This is a genomic window from Pseudomonas sp. R4-34-07, from assembly GCF_003852375.1.
Classification (GTDB): Bacteria; Pseudomonadota; Gammaproteobacteria; order Pseudomonadales; family Pseudomonadaceae; genus Aquipseudomonas.
The window spans coordinates 4,058,400-4,077,906 of the sequence record NZ_CP027760.1; the positions used below are offsets into that span (position 1 = coordinate 4,058,400).

The following is a 19,507-nucleotide window of genomic DNA, read 5'->3' on the forward strand; positions in this document are numbered from 1 at the left end:
ACTTTTCGTGACAAGCCGCTTTGCCGACCATGAGCCAAACCGAACCGCTAGACCAAGATCCCGTGTTCCAGCTGAAAGGCAGCATGCTCGCCATTACCGTGCTGGAACTGGCCCGCAATGACCTCGACGCCCTGGACCGCCAACTGGCCGCCAAGGTCGCCCTGGCGCCGAATTTCTTCAACAATGCCCCGCTGGTGCTGGCCCTGGACAAGCTGCCGGCCGGCCAGGGCGTCATCGACCTGCCCGGGCTGATGCGCGTGTGCCGCTCCCATGGCCTGCGTACCCTGGCGATTCGCGCCAGCCGTATCGAAGACATTGCCGCGGCCATCGCCATTGAACTGCCAGTACTGCCGCCGTCCGGCGCGCGCGAGCGTCCGCTCGAACCATTGGTCGGTGAACAGAAGAAAAAACCGGAAAAACCACCGGAACCCACGATCCGGCCGACCAAGATCATCACCTCGCCCGTGCGCGGCGGGCAGCAGATTTACGCCCAGGGCGGCGACCTTGTGGTGGTGTCCTCGGTCAGCCCCGGCGCGGAACTTCTTGCCGATGGCAATATCCATGTATACGGCCCGATGCGCGGACGTGCCCTGGCCGGCATCAAGGGTGATACCAAGGCGCGTATTTTCTGCCAGCAGTTGACCGCTGAGCTGGTTTCCATCGCGGGTCAGTACAAGGTGTCCGAAGACTTGCGCCGTGATCCGCTGTGGGGGGCTTCGGTACAGGTCAACCTGTCGGGCGATGTGTTGAACATCATCCGTCTTTAACGGATACTGCCGCATTTTCCAAGCATCTCTAGGCTCTGATAGCAAAGCGAAACCGGCAATACTTGCGTAGGACTAGTTGAAGTTGGCGTTTTCCCCGGAAAAACCCTGGCTTCTTCCTACAAAGGCTGTCCGCCTGCAGCGAGTTTCAAGAGATGTTTTTCAGGGACCAAAAGTCCTTTTTCCTTAGGGGTGAAACACCTTGGCCAAGATTCTCGTGGTTACATCCGGCAAGGGTGGTGTGGGTAAGACCACCACCAGCGCCGCTATCGGTACCGGCCTCGCTCTGCGCGGCCACAAGACAGTCATCGTCGACTTCGACGTGGGTTTGCGTAACCTCGACCTGATCATGGGCTGCGAACGCCGCGTGGTATACGACTTCGTCAACGTGGTGAACGGCGAAGCCAACCTGCAACAGGCCCTGATCAAGGACAAGCGCCTTGAGAACCTGTATGTGCTGGCCGCCAGCCAGACCCGTGACAAAGACGCGCTGACCAAAGAAGGCGTAGGCAAAGTCCTCGCCGAACTGAAAGAAACCTTCGAATACGTGGTATGCGATTCCCCGGCCGGTATCGAAACCGGTGCTCACCTGGCGATGTATTTCGCCGATGAAGCCATCGTGGTGACCAATCCGGAAGTGTCCTCGGTGCGTGACTCGGACCGTATGCTCGGCCTGCTGGCCAGCAAGTCCCAGCGCGCCGAAAAAGGCGAAGAGCCGATCAAGGAACACCTGCTGCTGACCCGCTACAACCCTGAGCGCGTCAGCAACGGCGAAATGCTCGGCGTTGAAGACGTCAAGGACATCCTCGCGGTGACCCTGCTCGGTGTGATCCCGGAATCCCAGGCCGTGCTGAAAGCGTCCAACCAGGGCGTGCCGGTGATTCTCGACGACCAGAGCGACGCCGGCCAGGCGTACAGCGATGCTGTGGACCGCCTGCTGGGCAAGACCGTGGAACACCGCTTCCTCGATGTCAAGAAGAAGGGATTCTTCGAGCGTATCTTTGGAGGCAATTGAACAATGAAATTTCTCGACTTCTTTCGCGCCAACAAAAAGCCAAGTACCGCGTCGGTCGCGAAAGAGCGTCTACAGATCATCGTGGCGCACGAACGCGGCCAACGCAGCACCCCGGATTACCTGCCAGCCTTGCAGAAGGAACTGGTCGAGGTGATCCGCAAGTACGTCAATATCGGCAACGATGACGTGCATGTCGCCCTGGAAAATGACGGCAGCTGCTCGATTCTGGAACTCAATATCACCCTGCCTGATCGTTGATCGAACAGGCGGCCGCCACGGCGGCTCGATCACCTTGATCCCTTTTCGGGAACCGGGTGGGCGAGCCGCCGTTGGCGTTTGTTACGAGGCTGTTTAATGCCGCTGTCCAACATCCATATCCTGCATCAGGACGACGCTGTCCTGGTGGTGAACAAGCCGACCCTGCTGCTCTCGGTGCCCGGCCGCGCCGACGACAACAAGGACTGCCTGATCACCCGCCTGCAGGAAAACGGCTACCCCGAAGCCCGCATCGTCCATCGCCTGGACTGGGAAACCTCGGGCATCATCCTGCTGGCGCGGGACGCTGATACCCACCGCGAACTGTCCCGCCAGTTTCACGACCGCGAAACAGAAAAGGCCTACACCGCCTTGGCTTGGGGCCAGCCGGAACTGGACAGCGGCAGCATCGACCTGCCCTTGCGCTATGACCCGCCGACCAAGCCGCGCCATGTGGTCGACCATGAGTTCGGCAAGCACGCGCTGACTTTCTGGAAGGTGCTGGAACGTTGCGGCGACTGGTGCCGCGTCGAACTGACGCCGATCACCGGGCGCTCGCACCAGTTGCGCGTGCACATGTTGTCCATCGGCCACCCGCTGCTCGGCGATGGCCTGTATGCCCACGAACAGGCCCTCGCCGCCTGGCCGCGCCTGTGCCTGCACGCGAGCATGCTGAGCTTCACTCACCCGCAAAGCCACGAGCGCTTGCGCTTCGAGTGCCCGGCGCCGTTCTAAAGCTGCAAATACAGTCAATGTGGGAGGGGGCTTGCTCCCGATGGCGGAGTGTCAGTCACTGAATCTATGACTGACCCACTGCCACCACGGGAGCAAGCCCCCTCCCACATTAGTTCTGCATCAGTTCTCGCCACCGAGTCAAACCAATACGGTAAACTCCGCGCATTGCTGTCTGGAGCTATTTATGCGCGATGCGTTGAATCAAGGCCTGATCGACTTCCTCAAGGCCTCCCCTACTCCTTTTCATGCCACTGCCGCCCTCGCCCAGCGCCTGGAAGCGGCCGGTTACCAGCGTCTCGACGAGCGTGACACCTGGGCCACCGAAGCCAACGGTCGCTATTACGTGACCCGTAACGATTCCTCGATCATCGCGTTCAAACTGGGCCGCCATTCGCCGCTGCAAGACGGCATCCGTATGGTCGGCGCCCACACCGACAGCCCGTGTCTGCGAGTCAAGCCGCAGCCCGAGCTGCAACGCCAGGGTTTCTGGCAGTTGGGCGTGGAAGTCTACGGCGGCGCCTTGCTGGCCCCGTGGTTCGACCGCGACCTGTCCCTGGCCGGCCGCGTCACGTTCCGCCGCGACGGCAAGGTCGAAAGCCAGCTGATCGACTTCAAGCTGCCGATCGCCATCATTCCCAACCTGGCCATTCACCTGAACCGTGAAGCCAACCAGGGCTGGGCGATCAATGCCCAGACCGAACTGCCACCGATCCTCGCGCAGTTTGCCGGTGACGAGCGCGTGGACTTTCGCGCCGTGCTCACCGAACAATTGGCTCGCGAGCATGGGCTGAACGCCGATGTGGTACTCGACTATGAGCTGAGCTTCTACGACACCCAAGGCGCTGCGGTGATTGGCCTCAATGGCGACTTCATTGCCGGTGCGCGCCTGGACAACCTGCTGTCGTGCTACGCCGGGTTGCAAGCCCTGCTCACCAGCGACACCGAGGAGACCTGCGTGCTGGTGTGCAACGACCACGAAGAAGTCGGCTCCTGCTCGGCCTGCGGCGCCGATGGCCCGATGCTCGAACAGACCCTGCGCCGCCTGCTGCCGGAAGGTGAAGAATTCGTACGCACCATTCAGAAATCCCTGTTGGTGTCTGCGGACAACGCCCATGGCGTGCACCCGAACTACGCTGAAAAACACGACGCCAACCACGGCCCCAAGCTCAACGCCGGCCCGGTGATCAAGGTCAACAGCAACCAGCGCTACGCGACCAACAGCGAAACCGCCGGGTTCTTCCGCCACCTGTGCATGGCCCAGGAAGTGCCGGTGCAGAGCTTTGTGGTGCGCAGCGATATGGGCTGCGGTTCGACGATCGGGCCGATCACCGCCAGCCACCTGGGTGTGCGCACCGTGGACATCGGCCTGCCGACGTTTGCCATGCATTCCATCCGCGAACTGTGCGGTAGCCATGACCTGGCACATCTGGTGAAGGTATTGGGCGCCTTCTACGCCAGCCGCGACCTGCCCTGATTTGCCAGGCTGAATGCGCTCAAAAATGTGGGAGGGGCGGTGCGACGATTCGACTTGCCCCCGATGGCGGTGCTTCAGTCAAAAATACATTGACTGACACTCTGCCATCGGGAGCAAGCCCCCTCCCACATTAGGTTTGGCGTACACCTGATCTGCATCACCGGCACTTTTAATAATCCGACCTAGACTTGTCAGAACTCCCACTCCGACAAGGCCGTCGCCTGATGATCTCCATGTCCTCTTTCCACGCCATGCTTATCCCGATCCTGATCGGCATGCTCCTGCTCGCCGTCGGCTTCAACTTTCGCGACAAACCCCTTGGCGTGTTCGGCATGTGGGTCGGCATGCTGCTGATCCTGGGCACCGTGGTATACAAGATCCTCGCCAAACTGGCGGAATGACAAATGCGCTCGCATCTGGCATAGCGGCCTCGTACACTCGGCCAATTCGTCGTTTTCAAGGTTGACTGCCTCGTGCTTTCCCGTCTGTTTGCCCTGCCCTGCTACCTGCTCATCGCCCTGCTCACGCTGCTGCCTATCACCTGCGCCCAAGCCGTGGGTTTGCCCGGAATGCTGGGCAGCTCCAACAAAGCCCAACCCCAGGCCGAGGTGCCTTTGGGGCAGTCGCTGGACGAGGTGATCAAGACCCTGGAGAACGATCAGCAGCGCACCCAGTTGCTGAGCGACTTGAAGAAACTGCGCGCCGCCACGCAAAAAGCCCAACCGGCGGCCGAACTCGGTGTGCTCGGCCTGATCGGCAGCACGCTGTCGGGCTTTGAACAGCAGTTCTCCGGCGCCGACAGCCCACTGGGCCGCTGGTCCAATGAAGTCGACCTGGCCAGGGAGGAACTCAGTGCGCTGATGCTGCCGGCCACTGAATGGCTGCCGATCATCTTTGGTTTTGCGGTAATCCTGGCGGTATGGAGCCTGCTGGCCGCCGCGCTGATCTGGCTCAGCCACCGCGTGCGCGAACGCTTCGGCCTGCCTGAAGAGCTTCCGCAACACCCGCGCACCTGGGACATGCTGCGCTTCGCCCTGCGCAAACTCGGCCCGTGGTTGATCGCCCTGGTGATCACGGTTTACCTGAGCTACGCCCTGCCCTCGTCCCTGGGCAAATCCCTGGCGATGGTGCTGGCTTACGCCCTGGTCGTCGGCACCTGTTTCTCGGCGATCTGCGTGATTGCGTTTTCCCTGCTGGACGGCCCGCACCGCCACCGCGCCCTGTATATCCTGCGCCATCAGGCCTTTCGCCCGCTGTGGTGGATCGGCAGTTTCGCCGCCTTTGGCGAAGCCTTGAGCGACCCGCGACTGGTCGCGGCGCTCGGCCAGCACCTGGCTCATACGGCTGCAACCGTGGCCAATGTGATGGCGGCGCTGTCCACTGGCGTGTTTATCCTGCGCTTCCGTCGGCCGATCGCTCACCTGATCCGTAACCAACCACTGTCGCGCCGCCTGACGCGTCGCGCCCTCACCGATACCCTGTCGATCATCGGCACTTTCTGGTACTTGCCGGCATTGTTGCTGGTGGGTATTTCGCTGTTCGCCACCTTCCTGTCCGCCGGCGACACCAGCACCGCCCTGCGCCAGTCGCTGCTGTGCACCGTGTTGCTGGTGTTGTGCATGGTGATCAACGGGCTGGTGCGGCGCCACGCCCTCAAGCCGCAACGCGGGCACAAGCGCCATGCGCTGTACTCCGACCGCCTGAAAAGCTTCGTCTACACCCTGGCGCACCTGCTGGTGTGGCTGGTGTTTATCGAACTGGGCCTGCGCGTGTGGGGCCTGTCACTGATTCGCTTCACCGAAGGCGATGGCCATGAAATCAGCGTCAAGCTGTTCAGCCTCGGCGGGACTTTACTGTTTGCCTGGCTGATCTGGATTCTCAGCGACACCGCGATCCATCATGCCCTGACCCGCTCGCGTAAAGGCCTGGCCAACGCGCGTGCGCAAACCATGATGCCGTTGATCCGCAACGTGCTGTTCGTGACTATTTTTATCATCGCCGCCATCGTCGCCCTGGCGAACATGGGCATGAACGTCACGCCACTGCTGGCCGGTGCCGGTGTGATCGGCCTGGCGATCGGTTTCGGTGCGCAGTCGCTGGTGGCCGACCTGATCACCGGCCTGTTCATCATCATCGAAGACTCCCTGGCCATCGATGACTACGTGGACGTCGGCGGTCACCTCGGCACCGTCGAAGGGCTGACCATCCGCACCGTGCGCCTGCGCGATATCGACGGCATCGTGCACACCATTCCGTTCAGCGAGATCAAGAGCATCAAGAACTACTCGCGGGAATTCGGCTACGCGATCTTTCGCGTGGCGATCCCCTACAACATGCAGATCGACGACGCAATCAAGCTGATGCGCGATGTCGGCCACGCCATGCGCAATGACCCACTGCAACGCCGCAATATCTGGTCGCCGCTGGAGATTCAGGGCGTGGAGAGTTTTGAATCTGGCAGCGCGATCCTGCGCGCACGGTTCAAGACGGCGCCGATCAAGCAGTGGGAAGTGTCGCGGGCGTTCAACCTGTCACTCAAGCGGCATCTGGATGAAGCCGGGCTTGACCTGGCGACACCGCGCTTGAGTGTGCAGGTGGTGACGGGAGCATCAGGCGCATTGGAGAAAGAGAAGAGCCTCTAGAAGGCGACACTGTCTAAATGTGGGAGGGGGCTTGCCCCCATATGCGCTAACCAAACCCCAAAAGATATAATCAAGTCTGACTCTTTAGGATGCGAGAGCAGTGACAATAGACCCAACACAAAAACTGAATGAAGACTGGCCCAAGCTCCTGGCACTACTACCGCCTGGATGGGAAGCCAAGGCAAAAGAGCTGGGGGCCCTGAAGTTCGGTCGCCGATTCAGCGGGCCAGAGAGTCTATTGCGCACGTTATTGATGTACATGAGCGCCGATTGCTCGATGGTCGAAACGGTAGAGCGAGCGCGTACAGGGAAATTGCTGGAGTTATCAGACGTGGGCCTTCTCAAGAGGGTCAACAAATCGGGGGCCTGGCTAGGTTGGATCACAGAGCAGTTGATCCAACAATCGCCGGTCGCGGCCATGCAATGCCCGGCGCTGCTGGGGAGACGAATACTGGCTGCTGATGGCAGTGTCGTAATGGAGCCTGGCGCGGTCACCTCAACATGGCGGCTGCATTACACGATGGATATCAGCACGTTGCGTTGCTGTGAAGTGCAAGTGACACCGTCCAAAACAGGCGAATCGTTGACTCGGTTTTCGGTGCAGCAGGGCGATGTTTTCATCGCGGATCGAGGGTTTGCCAACCGGCGTGGAGTCAATCATGTACTCAATGCAGGCGGTGACATCCTGGTACGAATGAACCTGAGCAGCCTGCCGCTTAGCGATGAGCAAGGGTCGCCTTTTGAGCAACTGGCGCGACTACGGACCTTGCAGCCAGGGCAAACGGGCGAGTGGGCAGCTGTGATGAAAGGTTCAAAGGGGGATATTGCAGTACGTGTGTGCGCCTATCGAAAAACCGACGAGCAGCGATCGCAAAGCGAGTGCAAGCTCAAGAGAGTCGGGCAAAAAAAGCAGAAGCAATTGAAACCTGAAACGATGGAAGCGGCCGGTTACGTGGTGCTGGTAACAACCTTGGACTGCCTGGATACGCAGGAGGTTTTGGCTCTCTATCGGCACCGTTGGCAGGTGGAGTTGGCGTTCAAGCGGATGAAGTCATTGCTGGGGTTATCCCACCTCAGAAAGAAAAATCCGGAAGGCGCAAAAGCATGGTTGCAAGGGAAATTATTAGTGGCTTGCCTGATTGAGCGGTTAATCGCAGCGGGCGAGCATTTTTCCCCTATCGAGGGAGACGAGACAGAAAAAGGAAGTGCCGCCACTCCGTTGTCACTGGCGTGAGATGGCCTTTATTTACTGGCTACTTTGCAGCGCGATCAATCCCCACTTGTCGTTGTTTACGTGTATCGAGAAGTGGGGAGATATCAGCCAGGCACTGCGTGAATCCCCACGAAAACGAGGACGCCAGCAGGACGAGTTGTGGGGAGGGAGGTTTGGTTAGCGCATATGGGGCTTGCCCCCTCCCACATTTTTGATCAGTGGCGTTCAGGCGAGTGCAGCGCCATCCATCTTCTGGCGCAAGCTCAGCGGACGCATATCCGTCCAGTTCTCTTCGATATAGGCCAGGCACTCTTTCTTCATGCCGCTCTTGCCCACGGTTCGCCAGCCTTCCGGCACGGCCTTGTAGTCGGGCCAGATCGAATACTGTTCTTCGTGGTTGACCACTACCTGAAACAGGATGTCGTCGCGGTCAAATACTGAGGTCATTGCGGTTCTCCGTCGCTCAAAGGCTGGCCGCGCACCATGCGCAGCGCTGATATCTCTAGAAACGTTTCAGGGACCGGGAAAATTAGAGGCTGGCGAGCGCCGCCGCCACGGCGCGCCCGAAGATCTCGGCGACCCCGTCGATCTCGGCGGCGGTGATCACCAGCGGCGGCAGGAAACGCACCACGCCGCCATGCCGCCCGCCCAGCTCCAGGATCAGGCCGCGCTTGAGGCATTCACGTTGTACCAACGGCGCGAGCTGACGATGCACCGGTGGGTGGCCTTGGATGTCGCGCACGCCATCCGGGTCAACCAGCTCCACGCCGAGCATCAGCCCACGCCCGCGAATATCTCCCAGGTGCGGGAAGTCGCGCTGCAGCAGGCGCAGATGTGCACCCAGGCGCTCGCCCATCGCCGCCGCATGCGTGGCCAGGTCGTGCTCCTTAAGGTAGCGCATCACTGCCGAACCCGCCGCCATTGCCATCTGATTGCCACGGAAGGTCCCGGCATGGGCGCCCGGCAACCAGGTGTCGAGCCAGTCGCGGTACACCACCACTGCCAGCGGCAGGCTGCCACCAATGGCTTTGGACATCACCACCACGTCCGGGATGATCCCCGCGTGCTCGAAGGCGAACATTTTGCCTGTACGGCCAAAGCCACTCTGGATTTCATCGACGATCAGCGCGACGCCCGCCTGTTCGGTGATACGCCGCAGCCCGCGCAGCCAGTCGAGATCGGCCGGGACCACGCCGCCCTCTCCCTGCACCACTTCGACAATCACCGCAGCCGGCGGCAACACGCCGGCTTCGGGGTCGTTGAGCAGGTTTTCCAGGTAATGCAGGTTGACCCGCACGCCCTGCGCGCCACCCAGGCCGAACGGGCAGCGGTAGTCGTAGGGGAATGGTAGAAATTGCACGCCGTTGCCAAGCAATGCGCCCAGCGGCTTCTTCGGCCCGAGGCTGCCCATCAGGCTCAACGCGCCCTGGCTCATGCCGTGATAACCGCCCTGGAACGACAACACCGTACTGCGCCCGGTGGCAGTGCGTACCAGCTTCAAGGCCGCTTCCACCGCATCGGTGCCGGTGGGGCCGCAGAACTGGATTTTCGCCTCGCGCGCCAGTTCCGACGGCAGCAGGCCGAACAAATCCTGCACGAACTGATCCTTGACCGGCGTGGTCAGGTCCAGGGTGTGCAACGGCAACTCATCGCTCAACACTTGTTGAATGGCCTGGATCACCACCGGGTGGTTATGGCCGAGCGCCAGGGTGCCCGCGCCGGCCAGGCAGTCAATGAAACTGCGGCCTTCCACATCTTCGACATAAATACCCTTGGCCCGCTTGAGCGCCAGGGGAATGCGCCGCGGGTAGCTGCGGGCATTGGATTCCTGCTGGCGCTGGCGGGCCAGCAACGGGCTGTCGTCGAACTGGTAGAGCGTTTCGCTGACGTGCACAGGCGCGGCTTCGATGGGGCTGGTGGCGACTGACATCTCTCGATCCCTCAATACGCGGGTGATGGTGGTCATCCGTGGGGGGCGGGGAATGCGCACGGACTTCATGTTCTGAAGACGCATCAGGTGCGGGGGGATTTAGGGACCTGGTCAGATTTACAGACGTGTGCAAATCAAATGTGGGAGGGGGCTTGCTCCCGATGGCGGTGTATCAGGCAGCCAATGGTTAGCTGACACTCCGCTATCGGGAGCAAGCCCCCTCCCACATTTGAATGGCGTTTGGTTTCAAAGCCCGCGGTATTTGTCGTTGAGCGCGTACAGGATCGCGCAGGTCTCAGCATCCAGAAGCCCACCGTAATCCCGCGCCCGAAAGTGCATTTGAAACGCCCGGGTCCGCTGTTCAAAGGCTTGGCGGTTCCACGCTGGTTTGTACCCATACCGCTGAAAGGCCCGCTCTACCTCCACCTCCGGCGGTAACCCCAGGCAAAACCGGCGTTGGTACATCGCTCGGGTTGCCTCGTCAAACCAGGCGCCTACTCCGGCCTCATACAGGCAGCGCCAAGGCAGCTCGGGCCCCGGGTCGCTTTTGCGCCAGTACGCCACATCCGAATGCCCGAGAATATCCACCGGTCCGATCTGCGGATAACGCTCCAGAATATCGCGCACCAGCGTAATCAAAACCTCTACCTGTTGCTCGCGATACGCCGGGAAGGTGAACACGCCTTTGTCATCGCGCGCCAGGTTGACGATTTCAATGCCAATCGCGCGACTGTTGAGGTTATCCCGCCCATCCCAATGGCTCGCCCCGGCATGCCAGGCGCGCTTGTCCTCGGGCACCAGGCGAAAAACGCGCAGTTCTTCATAACCGGCGGCGCGGTAGGCCGGTTCGTCAGGATCGGGCAGCAGATAGTGAGCGCTGACCCCGTTCTGGGTCAGGGTGCGCAAGGACGAGACAAAGGGCGCCGCGGTGTAATGCAAGAGTATTTGCCCCACCGGCTCGCCGTTACGTTCGTTGAAGTCCCTGGCAGGGAAACTGGTATCGATGACCAACATAAGATCCGTCCTTTTCAGTACGGGCCGAATCATTCGGCCCTTTCAAGCGCAAAAAAATTACCGCCATCCTGAAGGCGTGAGCTTCAAGCGGGCGGTAACTATTTGGCACTTGCAGAAAAGTCAGCGTCGCAGCGGCATGCCCAATTCAACCCGCAGGCCATCCGCCTGGCTGTCGAATGTCAACGAGCAAGCGCAGCGCTGGACGATCGCTTGAACGATCGCCAGGCCCAGGCCACAGCCTTCGCTGCTGCCGTTGCGCCAGAAGCGCTGGGTGAGGTATTGCAGGTCTTCGCTGGATATCTGCGGGCCATGGTCACGCACGCGGAATATCACCTTGTCAGCGCTGGACGACACCTTCAGCTCCACCCGGGTATCGGCCGGGGTGTGACGCAAGGCGTTGTCCAGCAGGTTACGCAAGGCCGCGACGGCCAGGCCCACGGGCATGTCCACCGGTGTGGCGGCAAGGCTGTCCGCCAGGACCAGGTCGATGCGCGAGTTGTCCCCGGCGTTGGCGTCCTGGATCGCCAGCCTGGCAACGTCCTCGGCGCTGGACTGCAAACCGTCATCGAACGACAAGCTGCCCTCTACGCGCGCCAGCAGCAACAGTTGCTCCAGAGTGCGATGCAAGCGGTCGGCGCCTTCCTCGGCGTGGGCCAGGGACTGATCACGGGCCGCGCCTTCGGTCATACGGGCCACTTGCAGGTGGGTCTTGATCGCGGTCAACGGGCTGCGCAGTTCATGGGCGGCGTCGCCGGTCAGGCGGCGTTCGCGCTCGATGGTCTTGGCGATGCGTTGCAACAGTTGGTTCTGGGTGTCGAGCAACGGCTTGAGTTCACTGGGCAGCGGGTGGATCTGCAGCGGTTCGAGCGAGTCGGCGCTGCGGCGCATCAAGGCGTCCCGCATGCGATTGAGCGGCACCAGACTCTGGCCGATGCCCAGCCACAGCAAGCACAGGCACCCCAACAAGGCCACGCCGACCGGCACTGAGGCCGCCAGCAGGATCGACAGGTTCAGCGCCTCACGCTCCACCTGACGGTCGGCCGTGGTGATCAGCAGGTCGCCACGGGACAGGGTGAAACTGCGCCAGCCCACGCCATCGATCATCTGGTCGCGAAAACCGCTCTTGCGCGACTCCAGCCCCTCATCCGGCGTGGTATGGCTGCGCGCCAGGATTTCGCCATGCAGGGAACTGACCTGGCAGGCCATGCCCCCCGGTACATTGAGTTGTTCGGTGCGCAAATGGGTGCCGGCACCGACGCTGGCCAGGCCCGGCATCTGTTCGGTCAGCCCAGCCACCATACGCGCCGAGGCGACCAGGCGCTGGTCGAGGGAAAACATCATCTGGTTGCGCAGGTCGTTGAGCATCCAGGCCGCCGCCAGGGCCCAGATCAACACAAACGCGGCGCCGAGCTTGAACGTCAGGCGCAGGCGCAGGCTCATCACGGAGCATCCTCTCCCGTATCGGCCGGGCCCAGGCGATAGCCGAGGCCGCGCACGGTCTCGACGATGCCATTGCCCAATTTGCGCCGCAGGTGGTGGATATGCACATTGAGCGCGTTGCTTTCCAGTTCGTCGTTGAACCCGTAGACGCTGTCCTTGAGCTGCTCGCTGGAGAGCACACGGCCCTTGTTGTGCAGCAGGGCCTGCAACAGCGCTTGTTCACGGCGCGACAGGTCCACCGGCTGGCCGCCCAGGAAAGTCTCGCGGCTGCTGGGGTCGTACGCCAGGCGGCCATGTTCGATCAGGTTGACACTGCGCCCCGCCACGCGGCGCAGCAGGGTTTGCAGGCGGGCGGCGAGTTCGCGCAGGTCGAAGGGCTTGAGCAGGTAGTCATCGGCACCCGCCTGCAGGCCGTCGACGCGGTTGGTCACCGAGTCACGCGCGGTGAGGATCAGCACCGGAATTTCCAGGCCCTGGCTGCGCTGTTGTTGCAGCAGTTTCAGGCCGTCTTCGTCGGGCAGGCCAAGGTCGAGCACCATGATGTCGAAGGTCGCCGCCCTGAGCATCGCCCTGGCCGCCGCCGCTGTGCCCACGCGTTCGACCGTGAAACCCTGGGCGGTGAGGCCGGCCACGATGCCGCTGGCGATCAGTTCGTCGTCTTCACAGACCAGTACGTGCATGCTGAACCCTTCATGAAAGATGCGGGTGATTAGAAAAGGCACGGATTAAGCGCGCATTATGCCGCGAACTTCGCAACACCATAGAATCTCTACACTCTAGAATAGCGCCCGGTTAATCATCGGTTAATCAACGCCACACATTGTGTGTCTCACTTGTATCGAACTAAGGCTGGACCATGCGGCATCTATTGACCTTTCTGCTGGTGTTGTTCGCGGGGCTGGCCCAGGCCGCGCCGGGCAACCCTTTCGAGACCAAACCTGATTTCCTGCCGGTGGGCAAAGCGTTCACCTTTACCTCCGAACGTCTTGAAAGCGGCGAGACCCAGCTGTACTGGCAGATTGCCGACGGTTACTACCTGTACCAGCAGCGCATGAAATTCGACGGCCTGGCCGAGAAGCCTGTGTTGCCCCAGGGCGAAGCCCATAGCGACGAGTTCTTCGGCGAACAGCAAGTGTATCGCCAGGGCCTGGAAGTGAAGATCCCGGCCGGCGCCACCGGCCAGGTCAAACTGGGCTGGCAGGGCTGCGCCGATGCCGGCCTGTGCTATCCGCCGCAATCGATCACCGTGGACCTGGGCGGCACCCCGGCAGGCGCCGCCACCGCCGAGGCCCAGGACCAGAGCCTGGCCAGCGGCCTGCAACAGCGCAGCCTGGGCTGGAGCCTGTTGATCTTTTTCGGCCTGGGCCTGTTGTTGGCGTTTGCGCCCTGCTCGCTGCCGATGCTGCCGATCCTCGCCGGGCTGGTGGTGGGCAGCGGTGCCAGCCCGCGTCGCGGCTTTGCCTTGGCCAGCAGCTACGTGGTGTGCATGGCCCTGGTGTATGCCGCGCTGGGCGTGATGGCCGCGTTGCTCGGCGGCAACCTTGCCGCACTGCTGCAAACCCCGTGGATCCTCGGCAGTTTCGCCGCGTTGTTCGTGCTCCTTGCCCTGCCGATGTTCGGCTTCTTTGAACTGCAACTGCCGGCCTTCCTGCGCGATCGCCTGGACCATGTCAGCCGCAAGCAAAGCGGTGGCAGCCTGGTCGGTGCCGGTATTCTCGGCGCGTTGTCCGGCCTGCTGGTGGGCCCGTGCATGACCGCGCCCCTGGCCGGCGCCTTGCTGTATATCGCCCAGAGCGGCAATGCGCTGCACGGTGGCCTGATCCTGTTTGCCATGGGTATCGGCATCGGCATTCCGCTGTTGCTGCTGGTCACCGTGGGCAACCGGTTCCTGCCCAAGCCGGGCACCTGGATGAACGTGCTCAAGGGCATCTTCGGCTTCCTGTTTCTCGGCACCGCCGTACTGATGATCCGCCCGGTGGTCGACGAAAGCCTGTGGATCGGCCTGTGGGGCGCACTGGCGCTGGTCATGGCCTATTGTGGCTGGGCCCTGGCCCGTGAATACGGCCTGGCCGCCAAGGTGTGTGGCGCCGGTTCCCTGCTGCTGGGACTGTGGGGCGCGATATTGGTAGTGGGCGCGGCGGGTGGCAGCGATGAGCTGTGGCAACCGCTGAAGGTCTACAGCGGCGCGCAGGTCTCGGCCACCGCCAGCGCGCACGATGCGTTCGTGACCATCAACGACCCCGCCGCCCTGCAAAGCCAGCTCGACAGCGCCAAGGCCCAGGGCCAATGGGTGCTGGTGGATTACTACGCCGACTGGTGCGTGTCGTGCAAGATCATGGAAAAACAGGTGTTCGGTAGACCTGAAGTGATGGATGCCTTGAAAGACGTGCGCCTGCTGCGCCTGGACGTTACCGCCGACAACGCCGCCAGCCGCGAGCTGCTTGGCCGTTACAAAGTCCCTGGGCCACCGAGCTTCGTATGGATCGGCCCGGACGGCGAAGAACGCCGCGCCCAGCGCATCACTGGCGAAGTGGATGCCGCCGCCTTCCTGCAACGCTGGACGCAAACCCGAGACGCGCGCTGATGCTGACCCTCACCATCGGCACCTTCGCCATCGCCCTGAATCATATCCTGCTGATCAGCGCGCTGATTCTTGCCACCCTGGTGGGCTGGCGCGTGGCCAAGCGTGGCGGTGAAAACCCCGAATCGGTGCTGTTCAGCCTGTTCCTGCTCGGCATGCTGACCGCACGCGTCAGCTTTGTACTGATGTACTGGAGCGATTACCGCAACGACTGGCTGCAGATGGTCGACCTGCGCGACGGCGGCTTTCTCGCCTGGCCCGGCGTTATCGCCTTGGTGCTGGGAGCGCTGGCCTACGGCTGGAGGCGCCCGGCCCTGCGCAAGCCACTGAGTGCCGGGGTAATCAGCGGCCTGGTGTTCTGGGGCATGGCCAGCCTGTCCCTGCACCTTTACGACAAGGGCTCGCAACTGCCGGACATCACCTTGCGCGATGCCAACGGCAATGTGGTGCAACTGGCCGATTACAAAGGCGGCCCGCTGGTGATCAACCTCTGGGCCACCTGGTGCCCGCCGTGCCGTCGGGAAATGCCGGTGCTGGAACGCGCGCAGCACCAACGCCCGGACGTCACCTTCCTGTTCGTCAACCAGGCCGAGAGCATGCAAAGCGTCAGCACGTACCTGGCCACTCAGGGCCTGAACCTGGATAACGTGCTGTTCGACGCCAGCGGTCGCCTCGGCCAGGCCGTGGGTTCCATGGCCCTGCCCACCACCCTGTTCTACACAGCCGACGGGCGCCTGATCAACAGTCACCTGGGTGAGCTGTCCCAAGCCAGCCTGGCCCGTGCCATGGAACCCTTCGACACCGTCCCACAAAGGAAACCCACATGCCTCGCCTCCGCCACCTGCTGACCCTGCTGCCTTTGACGCTCGCCGCCACCCTGGCCCAGGCCGAAGACTGGCCGGCCCCGATCAAACAGATCGAAGCCAAGGGCGCTGAAATCCTCGGAAAATTCGACGCCCCCAGCGGCCTCACCGGCTACGCCGCGCAATACCAGAACCGCGGCATGGCGCTGTACCTGACCGCCGACGGCAAAAGCGTGATCGCCGGCAACCTGTACGACGCCCAGGGCAACGACCTGAGCAGCGCGCCCCTGGAAAAACTGGTGTACGCACCGATGTCCAGGGAAGTCTGGGCCAAGATGGAAAAGAGCAGTTGGATCCAGGACGGCGACGTCAATGCACCGCGCACCGTCTACCTGTTCAGCGACCCCAACTGCCCGTACTGCAACATGTTCTGGGAACAAGCCCGCCCTTGGGTAAAAGCCGGCAAGGTGCAGTTGCGCCACATCATGGTCGGCATCATCCGCGAAGACAGCCCAGGCAAATCCGCCGCGCTGTTAGCCGCCAAAGACCCGCAAAAAGCCCTGGAAGAACACGAAGGCGCCGGCAAGGGCAGCAAGTTGCAGGCACTGGCCAAAATCCCGGCGGATATCGAGGCCAAGCTCGATGCCAATATGAAGTTGATGGAGGAACTGGAGTTGTCGGCGACGCCGGCGATTTTCTATCTGGATGACAAGGGGGGCTTGCAGCAACAGCAAGGGGCGCCGTCGCCGGAGAAGTTGGTGAAGATACTGGGGCCCAAATAAGCAACGCGCATACGTTATGGATAAGGCCTCCGAACATCGAAGGCCTTATGCTTGATCCACCTCAGTTAACTATTGCTGGACTTCGTTGAGCTTGAGCATAGTGACTCCAAAATCGTTACCACGGACCGCACCCATTTGGTGATTATTAACGCTAAGCCTTGCGGTCCTTGAAGTAGCTACGAATACGCCCTCAAGTGTCTGCCAGGTTGTCGGAGGCTGTATCACAGCGGTTATATCTTTTCTATCAACGGCTAACGCCATGAGGGGGGAGGCGCCTTGACCACTACTATTACAGACCAAGGCTGAGAAATGATATGAGCGCCCCGGTTCCAGATCGGTGAAAATCTTAAACATTTTCTCGCTCTCAGTAGCAGGGTTGGATGTATCTGTATAACTGTAGTCACGCAACCAGTAACCAATCCAGCCGCCCCACGGATCATCTCTCAACTCCAGATCGTTGGGGTCTAATGCACCTAAGCCTCTCTGCCAACCATTCCAGCCTTTGCCGGATGGGTCAAAATCAGTGAGGTCGTAAAGCGCTGTGATGAAGTTCAACGTCAACGGCTGAAACTTGATCTCGATGCTTTTAACCGGATCTGGGCCTATGAAATGCGAAAAGTTAATGGTGATCTGCGTATTACTTGCTAACTTCTCCAAATCCGAGCGTGGGATCAAGCACGACAATTCGTACCTATCACTGCTTTCGAGGCGCCTCGCCATGATCGGTACGGTGGTCGAAGAGCCATCTTTTGCAGTTCCTTCAAGCGTCATAACCCCGAAATGCCCCTCCATGAAAAACCACCACGCCAAATCGACGTCGACATCGGAGCTCTTGACGATGACCTCTGCATCCTTCCCTGGGAAGGTACGCAGATCCAGGATGTTGCCAGTCGCCTGCCTCACCACGGGACGAGGACGCCGCGCCATGATGGGCTCACCAACCTGCAACTCCAGTGTCTCGGACACCATCTGCTTGCAGGCATTGATCACGGTATAAGAAATCAGTGCCGTCTTGCGCAAGCTGTTGATCACTTGTTCGCGGGAGGCAAGGAAAGTGACCGGGTCGGACGTGCCCTGCTGCAAAGGCAGTGACCAGCAACTGTCCTCCCCTTTCAAGCACCATTGGGCAGTATGCTGGTGGCTCGGTTGATAGGCATCGTAAACCGCCTCGACATGCCCCCCTTCACGACCGTTCCACGCCACCAAAACACCGCCCTGTGCCTCCCTGACTGTGGGTGCCCGTGGCGTCAGGGGCTGCTGGTAAATTGTGAATGTCGCGGGTGGGAATTCGAGGGCGTCCTTCAGTTCGCTCGCCTCGCAAAAGCTGGCCTTGACGCGCAGTTCGAACTTGGAGCAATCGCCGATCTTCTCCAACGCAACCCTTGGAATATCAGCCCTGACGCCGTCGCTTTTCCAAGCGTCCGTGACAACTTCACCGTCCAGAATATCCAAGCGGTAAGCGCTGCCGTCTGCATGTTTAGCATCGATCCACATCCAGCAATGGCTCGCGCACTGACCATATGCCCCCAAGGGCGCTATCACGTTTGCATCCCCTGAAAAGTTATCAAGGCACAACAACCGATCCGGGTTCGCTTCTTCAATCAACGGGCGCTCAAATTCGGCGGTTAAAACGTTGATCACCCTTACTGGGGACGGCTGTACCGTGCCACTGACGGCGAGGTCATAGCTCAACGTCATCTGCTTGTTGAAGAAACATGCCACCACACAGGCCGGCAGTCTGACGAGAGGCATCTCGCCGTCCTGTTCAACCGTGTAATCCCCCAACGGCTTTTTCGCATAACCGGGCCCGCTTACACTAAACCGCACCTCGTCACCTTTGTAAGTGTCCAGCCCCTGGATAACGATCTCCCCTCCCTCCTGGGTGTTTTCAGGATTGAGGCACCACTCACCGTTGTAATGCGCGGACTCGCGCAAGTGCGGCGGTTTCAGATCCAGCGCAGGGTCGACCCGTAGCAATGAGGTAGTGCGCAGGTGGAAATCCTCGGCGTTCACTGGGAGTGGATTCTCCAGAAGCGGATCGCCAGGCGCAGGGTATACCGGGGCGGTGGTGTCCCAAATCACGCCCAGGTGGGCGGTGATCGCCGAATAGTCGTCCAGCCTGGACAGCCAGCCTCGCGAAAGCGTAAAGCGGAAAACATGGTCTGGATGGGCTTCGTGCTCCTGCACCACATGATCCCTGGCCACCCAGGCGAAGCGATAGGGCGCGACATGCTGGTTACCCGCAACAACGGCAAACAACCGCTGCCCGGGTTGAATCATCGGCCAGGCCTTGATCGCGACAATTTCATCCCCCGTAAACTCCTGCATGCGCAGGTACCAGGTACTCCACTCCTCCTTGGCATGGGTAAACACCGGCCTTGAGACGACGAGATGCTCCTCCCTGATCTGTTGGATTTCCAGCTCCAGCGTCAAGGACTCCAATGCCCGCCCCCCTGCATTGGCCGTGTACTTGATCAATACCGTGTGCCCGATGCAGTAGCTGACCCACGGTGCCGGAATGTCGACGACATTCACGCCATTTTCGACAGAAACTGGCTCGAATCTCGGCTCGTCCTGATCCTTGACCGCCATATAGAACATGACGTTGGTGGCATTCGCCGGCAGCGTCAGCGTGGCCGTCGTGCCATTGATTGCATCGATGGGATACAGCAGGCTGTTGTTCGCAGCGTGCTCGATAATCGCATAGGGCAGTTCCGTTTCAACAGCTGGCAGCGAATTAGCTGTCTGAATGGAACCGGTTTTTTTTGCAGGTATTTTGCGCGCCACGATAAGACTCCTGTCCAGCGTTAGATCACCGTCGGGACTGGCCAGACTGGCCAGAAACTGCGGTTATCTAAC

At 60.9% G+C, this 19,507-nt stretch carries 17 protein-coding genes; 11 read left to right on the forward strand and 6 right to left on the reverse strand.

From position 1 onward, the window contains the following. The first annotated feature begins 29 nt into the window (after nucleotides 1–29). The 8 genes from minC (at nucleotide 30) to C4J85_RS18685 (ending at nucleotide 8,119) form a co-directional block, all read left to right on the forward strand. The gene (gene minC / locus C4J85_RS18655; protein WP_124363733.1) at nucleotides 30–767 is read left to right on the forward strand and encodes a septum site-determining protein MinC; all 738 of its coding nucleotides are present in this window, start codon (nucleotides 30–32) and stop codon (nucleotides 765–767) included. 199 nt (nucleotides 768–966) lie between these two features. Further along, on the forward strand, nucleotides 967–1,779 hold the full coding sequence (gene minD / locus C4J85_RS18660; protein ID WP_124363734.1) for a septum site-determining protein MinD: 813 nt from the start codon (nucleotides 967–969) through the stop codon (nucleotides 1,777–1,779). A 3-nt stretch (nucleotides 1,780–1,782) separates the two neighbouring features. After that, nucleotides 1,783–2,037: a cell division topological specificity factor MinE gene (gene minE / locus C4J85_RS18665; RefSeq protein WP_003175252.1), complete on the forward strand. Its 255-nt coding sequence runs from the start codon at nucleotides 1,783–1,785 to the stop codon at nucleotides 2,035–2,037. 96 nt (nucleotides 2,038–2,133) lie between these two features. Continuing rightward, nucleotides 2,134–2,769 carry an RluA family pseudouridine synthase gene (locus tag C4J85_RS18670; protein ID WP_124367815.1) on the forward strand — a complete coding sequence of 212 codons (636 nt, stop codon included), beginning with the start codon at nucleotides 2,134–2,136 and terminating at the stop codon, nucleotides 2,767–2,769. Nucleotides 2,770–2,953: 184 nt separating this feature from the next. Next, nucleotides 2,954–4,243, forward strand: coding sequence for a M18 family aminopeptidase (locus C4J85_RS18675; protein WP_124367816.1), 1,290 nt, complete (start codon nucleotides 2,954–2,956; stop codon nucleotides 4,241–4,243). A gap of 233 nt (nucleotides 4,244–4,476) precedes the next feature. After that, nucleotides 4,477–4,644, forward strand: coding sequence for a hypothetical protein (locus C4J85_RS27535; RefSeq protein WP_164487701.1), 168 nt, complete (start codon nucleotides 4,477–4,479; stop codon nucleotides 4,642–4,644). A 72-nt stretch (nucleotides 4,645–4,716) separates the two neighbouring features. Continuing rightward, nucleotides 4,717–6,885, forward strand: a complete 2,169-nt coding sequence (locus C4J85_RS18680) for a mechanosensitive ion channel family protein (RefSeq protein ID WP_124410451.1) — start codon at nucleotides 4,717–4,719, stop codon at nucleotides 6,883–6,885. Between the two features lie 100 nt (nucleotides 6,886–6,985). Continuing rightward, entirely contained in the window at nucleotides 6,986–8,119 is a 1,134-nt protein-coding gene (locus C4J85_RS18685; RefSeq protein ID WP_124370322.1) for an IS4 family transposase, read from the forward strand. A 204-nt stretch (nucleotides 8,120–8,323) separates the two neighbouring features. Here the strand turns inward: C4J85_RS18685 and C4J85_RS18690 are convergent, their stop codons facing one another. The 5 genes from C4J85_RS18690 to C4J85_RS18710 all read right to left on the reverse strand — a co-directional run bounded on the left by C4J85_RS18690 (nucleotide 8,324) and on the right by C4J85_RS18710 (nucleotide 13,162). Then, on the reverse strand, nucleotides 8,324–8,545 hold the full coding sequence (locus tag C4J85_RS18690; RefSeq protein ID WP_057721389.1) for an MbtH family protein: 222 nt from the start codon (nucleotides 8,543–8,545) through the stop codon (nucleotides 8,324–8,326). A gap of 82 nt (nucleotides 8,546–8,627) precedes the next feature. Further along, nucleotides 8,628–10,028 (reverse strand): aspartate aminotransferase family protein, encoded by a 1,401-nt coding sequence (locus tag C4J85_RS18695; RefSeq protein WP_124410452.1) that lies wholly within the window; start codon nucleotides 10,026–10,028, stop codon nucleotides 8,628–8,630. A gap of 246 nt (nucleotides 10,029–10,274) precedes the next feature. Beyond that, complete coding sequence (locus C4J85_RS18700) at nucleotides 10,275–11,042, reverse strand: N-acetylmuramoyl-L-alanine amidase (protein WP_124367820.1); 768 nt, start codon at nucleotides 11,040–11,042, stop codon at nucleotides 10,275–10,277. Between the two features lie 120 nt (nucleotides 11,043–11,162). After that, complete coding sequence (locus C4J85_RS18705; RefSeq protein ID WP_124371391.1) at nucleotides 11,163–12,482, reverse strand: ATP-binding protein; 1,320 nt, start codon at nucleotides 12,480–12,482, stop codon at nucleotides 11,163–11,165. Further along, nucleotides 12,482–13,162, reverse strand: coding sequence for a response regulator (locus tag C4J85_RS18710; RefSeq protein WP_124367822.1), 681 nt, complete (start codon nucleotides 13,160–13,162; stop codon nucleotides 12,482–12,484). The genes C4J85_RS18705 and C4J85_RS18710 overlap by 1 nt, the downstream gene beginning before the upstream one ends. Before the next feature lie 176 nt (nucleotides 13,163–13,338). Here C4J85_RS18710 and dsbD point away from each other — a divergent pair, with 176 nt between their 5' ends. From dsbD to dsbG, 3 genes are read left to right on the forward strand one after another with little or no spacing between them, the layout of a single operon-like run. Further along, entirely contained in the window at nucleotides 13,339–15,066 is a 1,728-nt protein-coding gene (gene dsbD / locus C4J85_RS18715) for a protein-disulfide reductase DsbD (RefSeq protein WP_124410453.1), read from the forward strand. Then, the gene (locus tag C4J85_RS18720; RefSeq protein WP_124367824.1) at nucleotides 15,066–15,911 is read left to right on the forward strand and encodes a TlpA disulfide reductase family protein; all 846 of its coding nucleotides are present in this window, start codon (nucleotides 15,066–15,068) and stop codon (nucleotides 15,909–15,911) included. Before dsbD ends, C4J85_RS18720 begins: the two co-directional genes overlap by 1 nt. Continuing rightward, nucleotides 15,887–16,648 carry a thiol:disulfide interchange protein DsbG gene (gene dsbG, locus C4J85_RS18725; protein WP_124410454.1) on the forward strand — a complete coding sequence of 254 codons (762 nt, stop codon included), beginning with the start codon at nucleotides 15,887–15,889 and terminating at the stop codon, nucleotides 16,646–16,648. Before C4J85_RS18720 ends, dsbG begins: the two co-directional genes overlap by 25 nt. Nucleotides 16,649–16,717: 69 nt before the next feature. Here the strand turns inward: dsbG and C4J85_RS18730 are convergent, their stop codons facing one another. Then, nucleotides 16,718–19,435, reverse strand: coding sequence for a hypothetical protein (locus C4J85_RS18730; RefSeq protein ID WP_124410455.1), 2,718 nt, complete (start codon nucleotides 19,433–19,435; stop codon nucleotides 16,718–16,720). Between the last annotated feature and the right edge of the window lie 72 nt (nucleotides 19,436–19,507).

What these genes read in the sequence shown, in the direction of transcription:
- minC (WP_124363733.1), top strand. Translation starts at nt 30, where the DNA reads ATGAGCCAAACCGAACCGCTAGACCAAGATCCCGTGTTCCAGCTGAAA.
- minE (WP_003175252.1), top strand. Translation starts at nt 1,783, where the DNA reads ATGAAATTTCTCGACTTCTTTCGCGCCAACAAAAAGCCAAGTACCGCG.
- C4J85_RS18670 (WP_124367815.1), top strand. Translation starts at nt 2,134, where the DNA reads ATGCCGCTGTCCAACATCCATATCCTGCATCAGGACGACGCTGTCCTG.
- C4J85_RS18675 (WP_124367816.1), top strand. Translation starts at nt 2,954, where the DNA reads ATGCGCGATGCGTTGAATCAAGGCCTGATCGACTTCCTCAAGGCCTCC.
- C4J85_RS27535 (WP_164487701.1), top strand. Translation starts at nt 4,477, where the DNA reads ATGTCCTCTTTCCACGCCATGCTTATCCCGATCCTGATCGGCATGCTC.
- C4J85_RS18690 (WP_057721389.1), bottom strand. Translation starts at nt 8,545, where the DNA reads ATGACCTCAGTATTTGACCGCGACGACATCCTGTTTCAGGTAGTGGTC.
- C4J85_RS18695 (WP_124410452.1), bottom strand. Translation starts at nt 10,028, where the DNA reads ATGTCAGTCGCCACCAGCCCCATCGAAGCCGCGCCTGTGCACGTCAGC.
- C4J85_RS18700 (WP_124367820.1), bottom strand. Translation starts at nt 11,042, where the DNA reads ATGTTGGTCATCGATACCAGTTTCCCTGCCAGGGACTTCAACGAACGT.
- C4J85_RS18705 (WP_124371391.1), bottom strand. Translation starts at nt 12,482, where the DNA reads ATGAGCCTGCGCCTGCGCCTGACGTTCAAGCTCGGCGCCGCGTTTGTG.
- C4J85_RS18710 (WP_124367822.1), bottom strand. Translation starts at nt 13,162, where the DNA reads ATGCACGTACTGGTCTGTGAAGACGACGAACTGATCGCCAGCGGCATC.
- dsbD (WP_124410453.1), top strand. Translation starts at nt 13,339, where the DNA reads ATGCGGCATCTATTGACCTTTCTGCTGGTGTTGTTCGCGGGGCTGGCC.
- C4J85_RS18720 (WP_124367824.1), top strand. Translation starts at nt 15,066, where the DNA reads ATGCTGACCCTCACCATCGGCACCTTCGCCATCGCCCTGAATCATATC.
- dsbG (WP_124410454.1), top strand. Translation starts at nt 15,887, where the DNA reads ATGCCTCGCCTCCGCCACCTGCTGACCCTGCTGCCTTTGACGCTCGCC.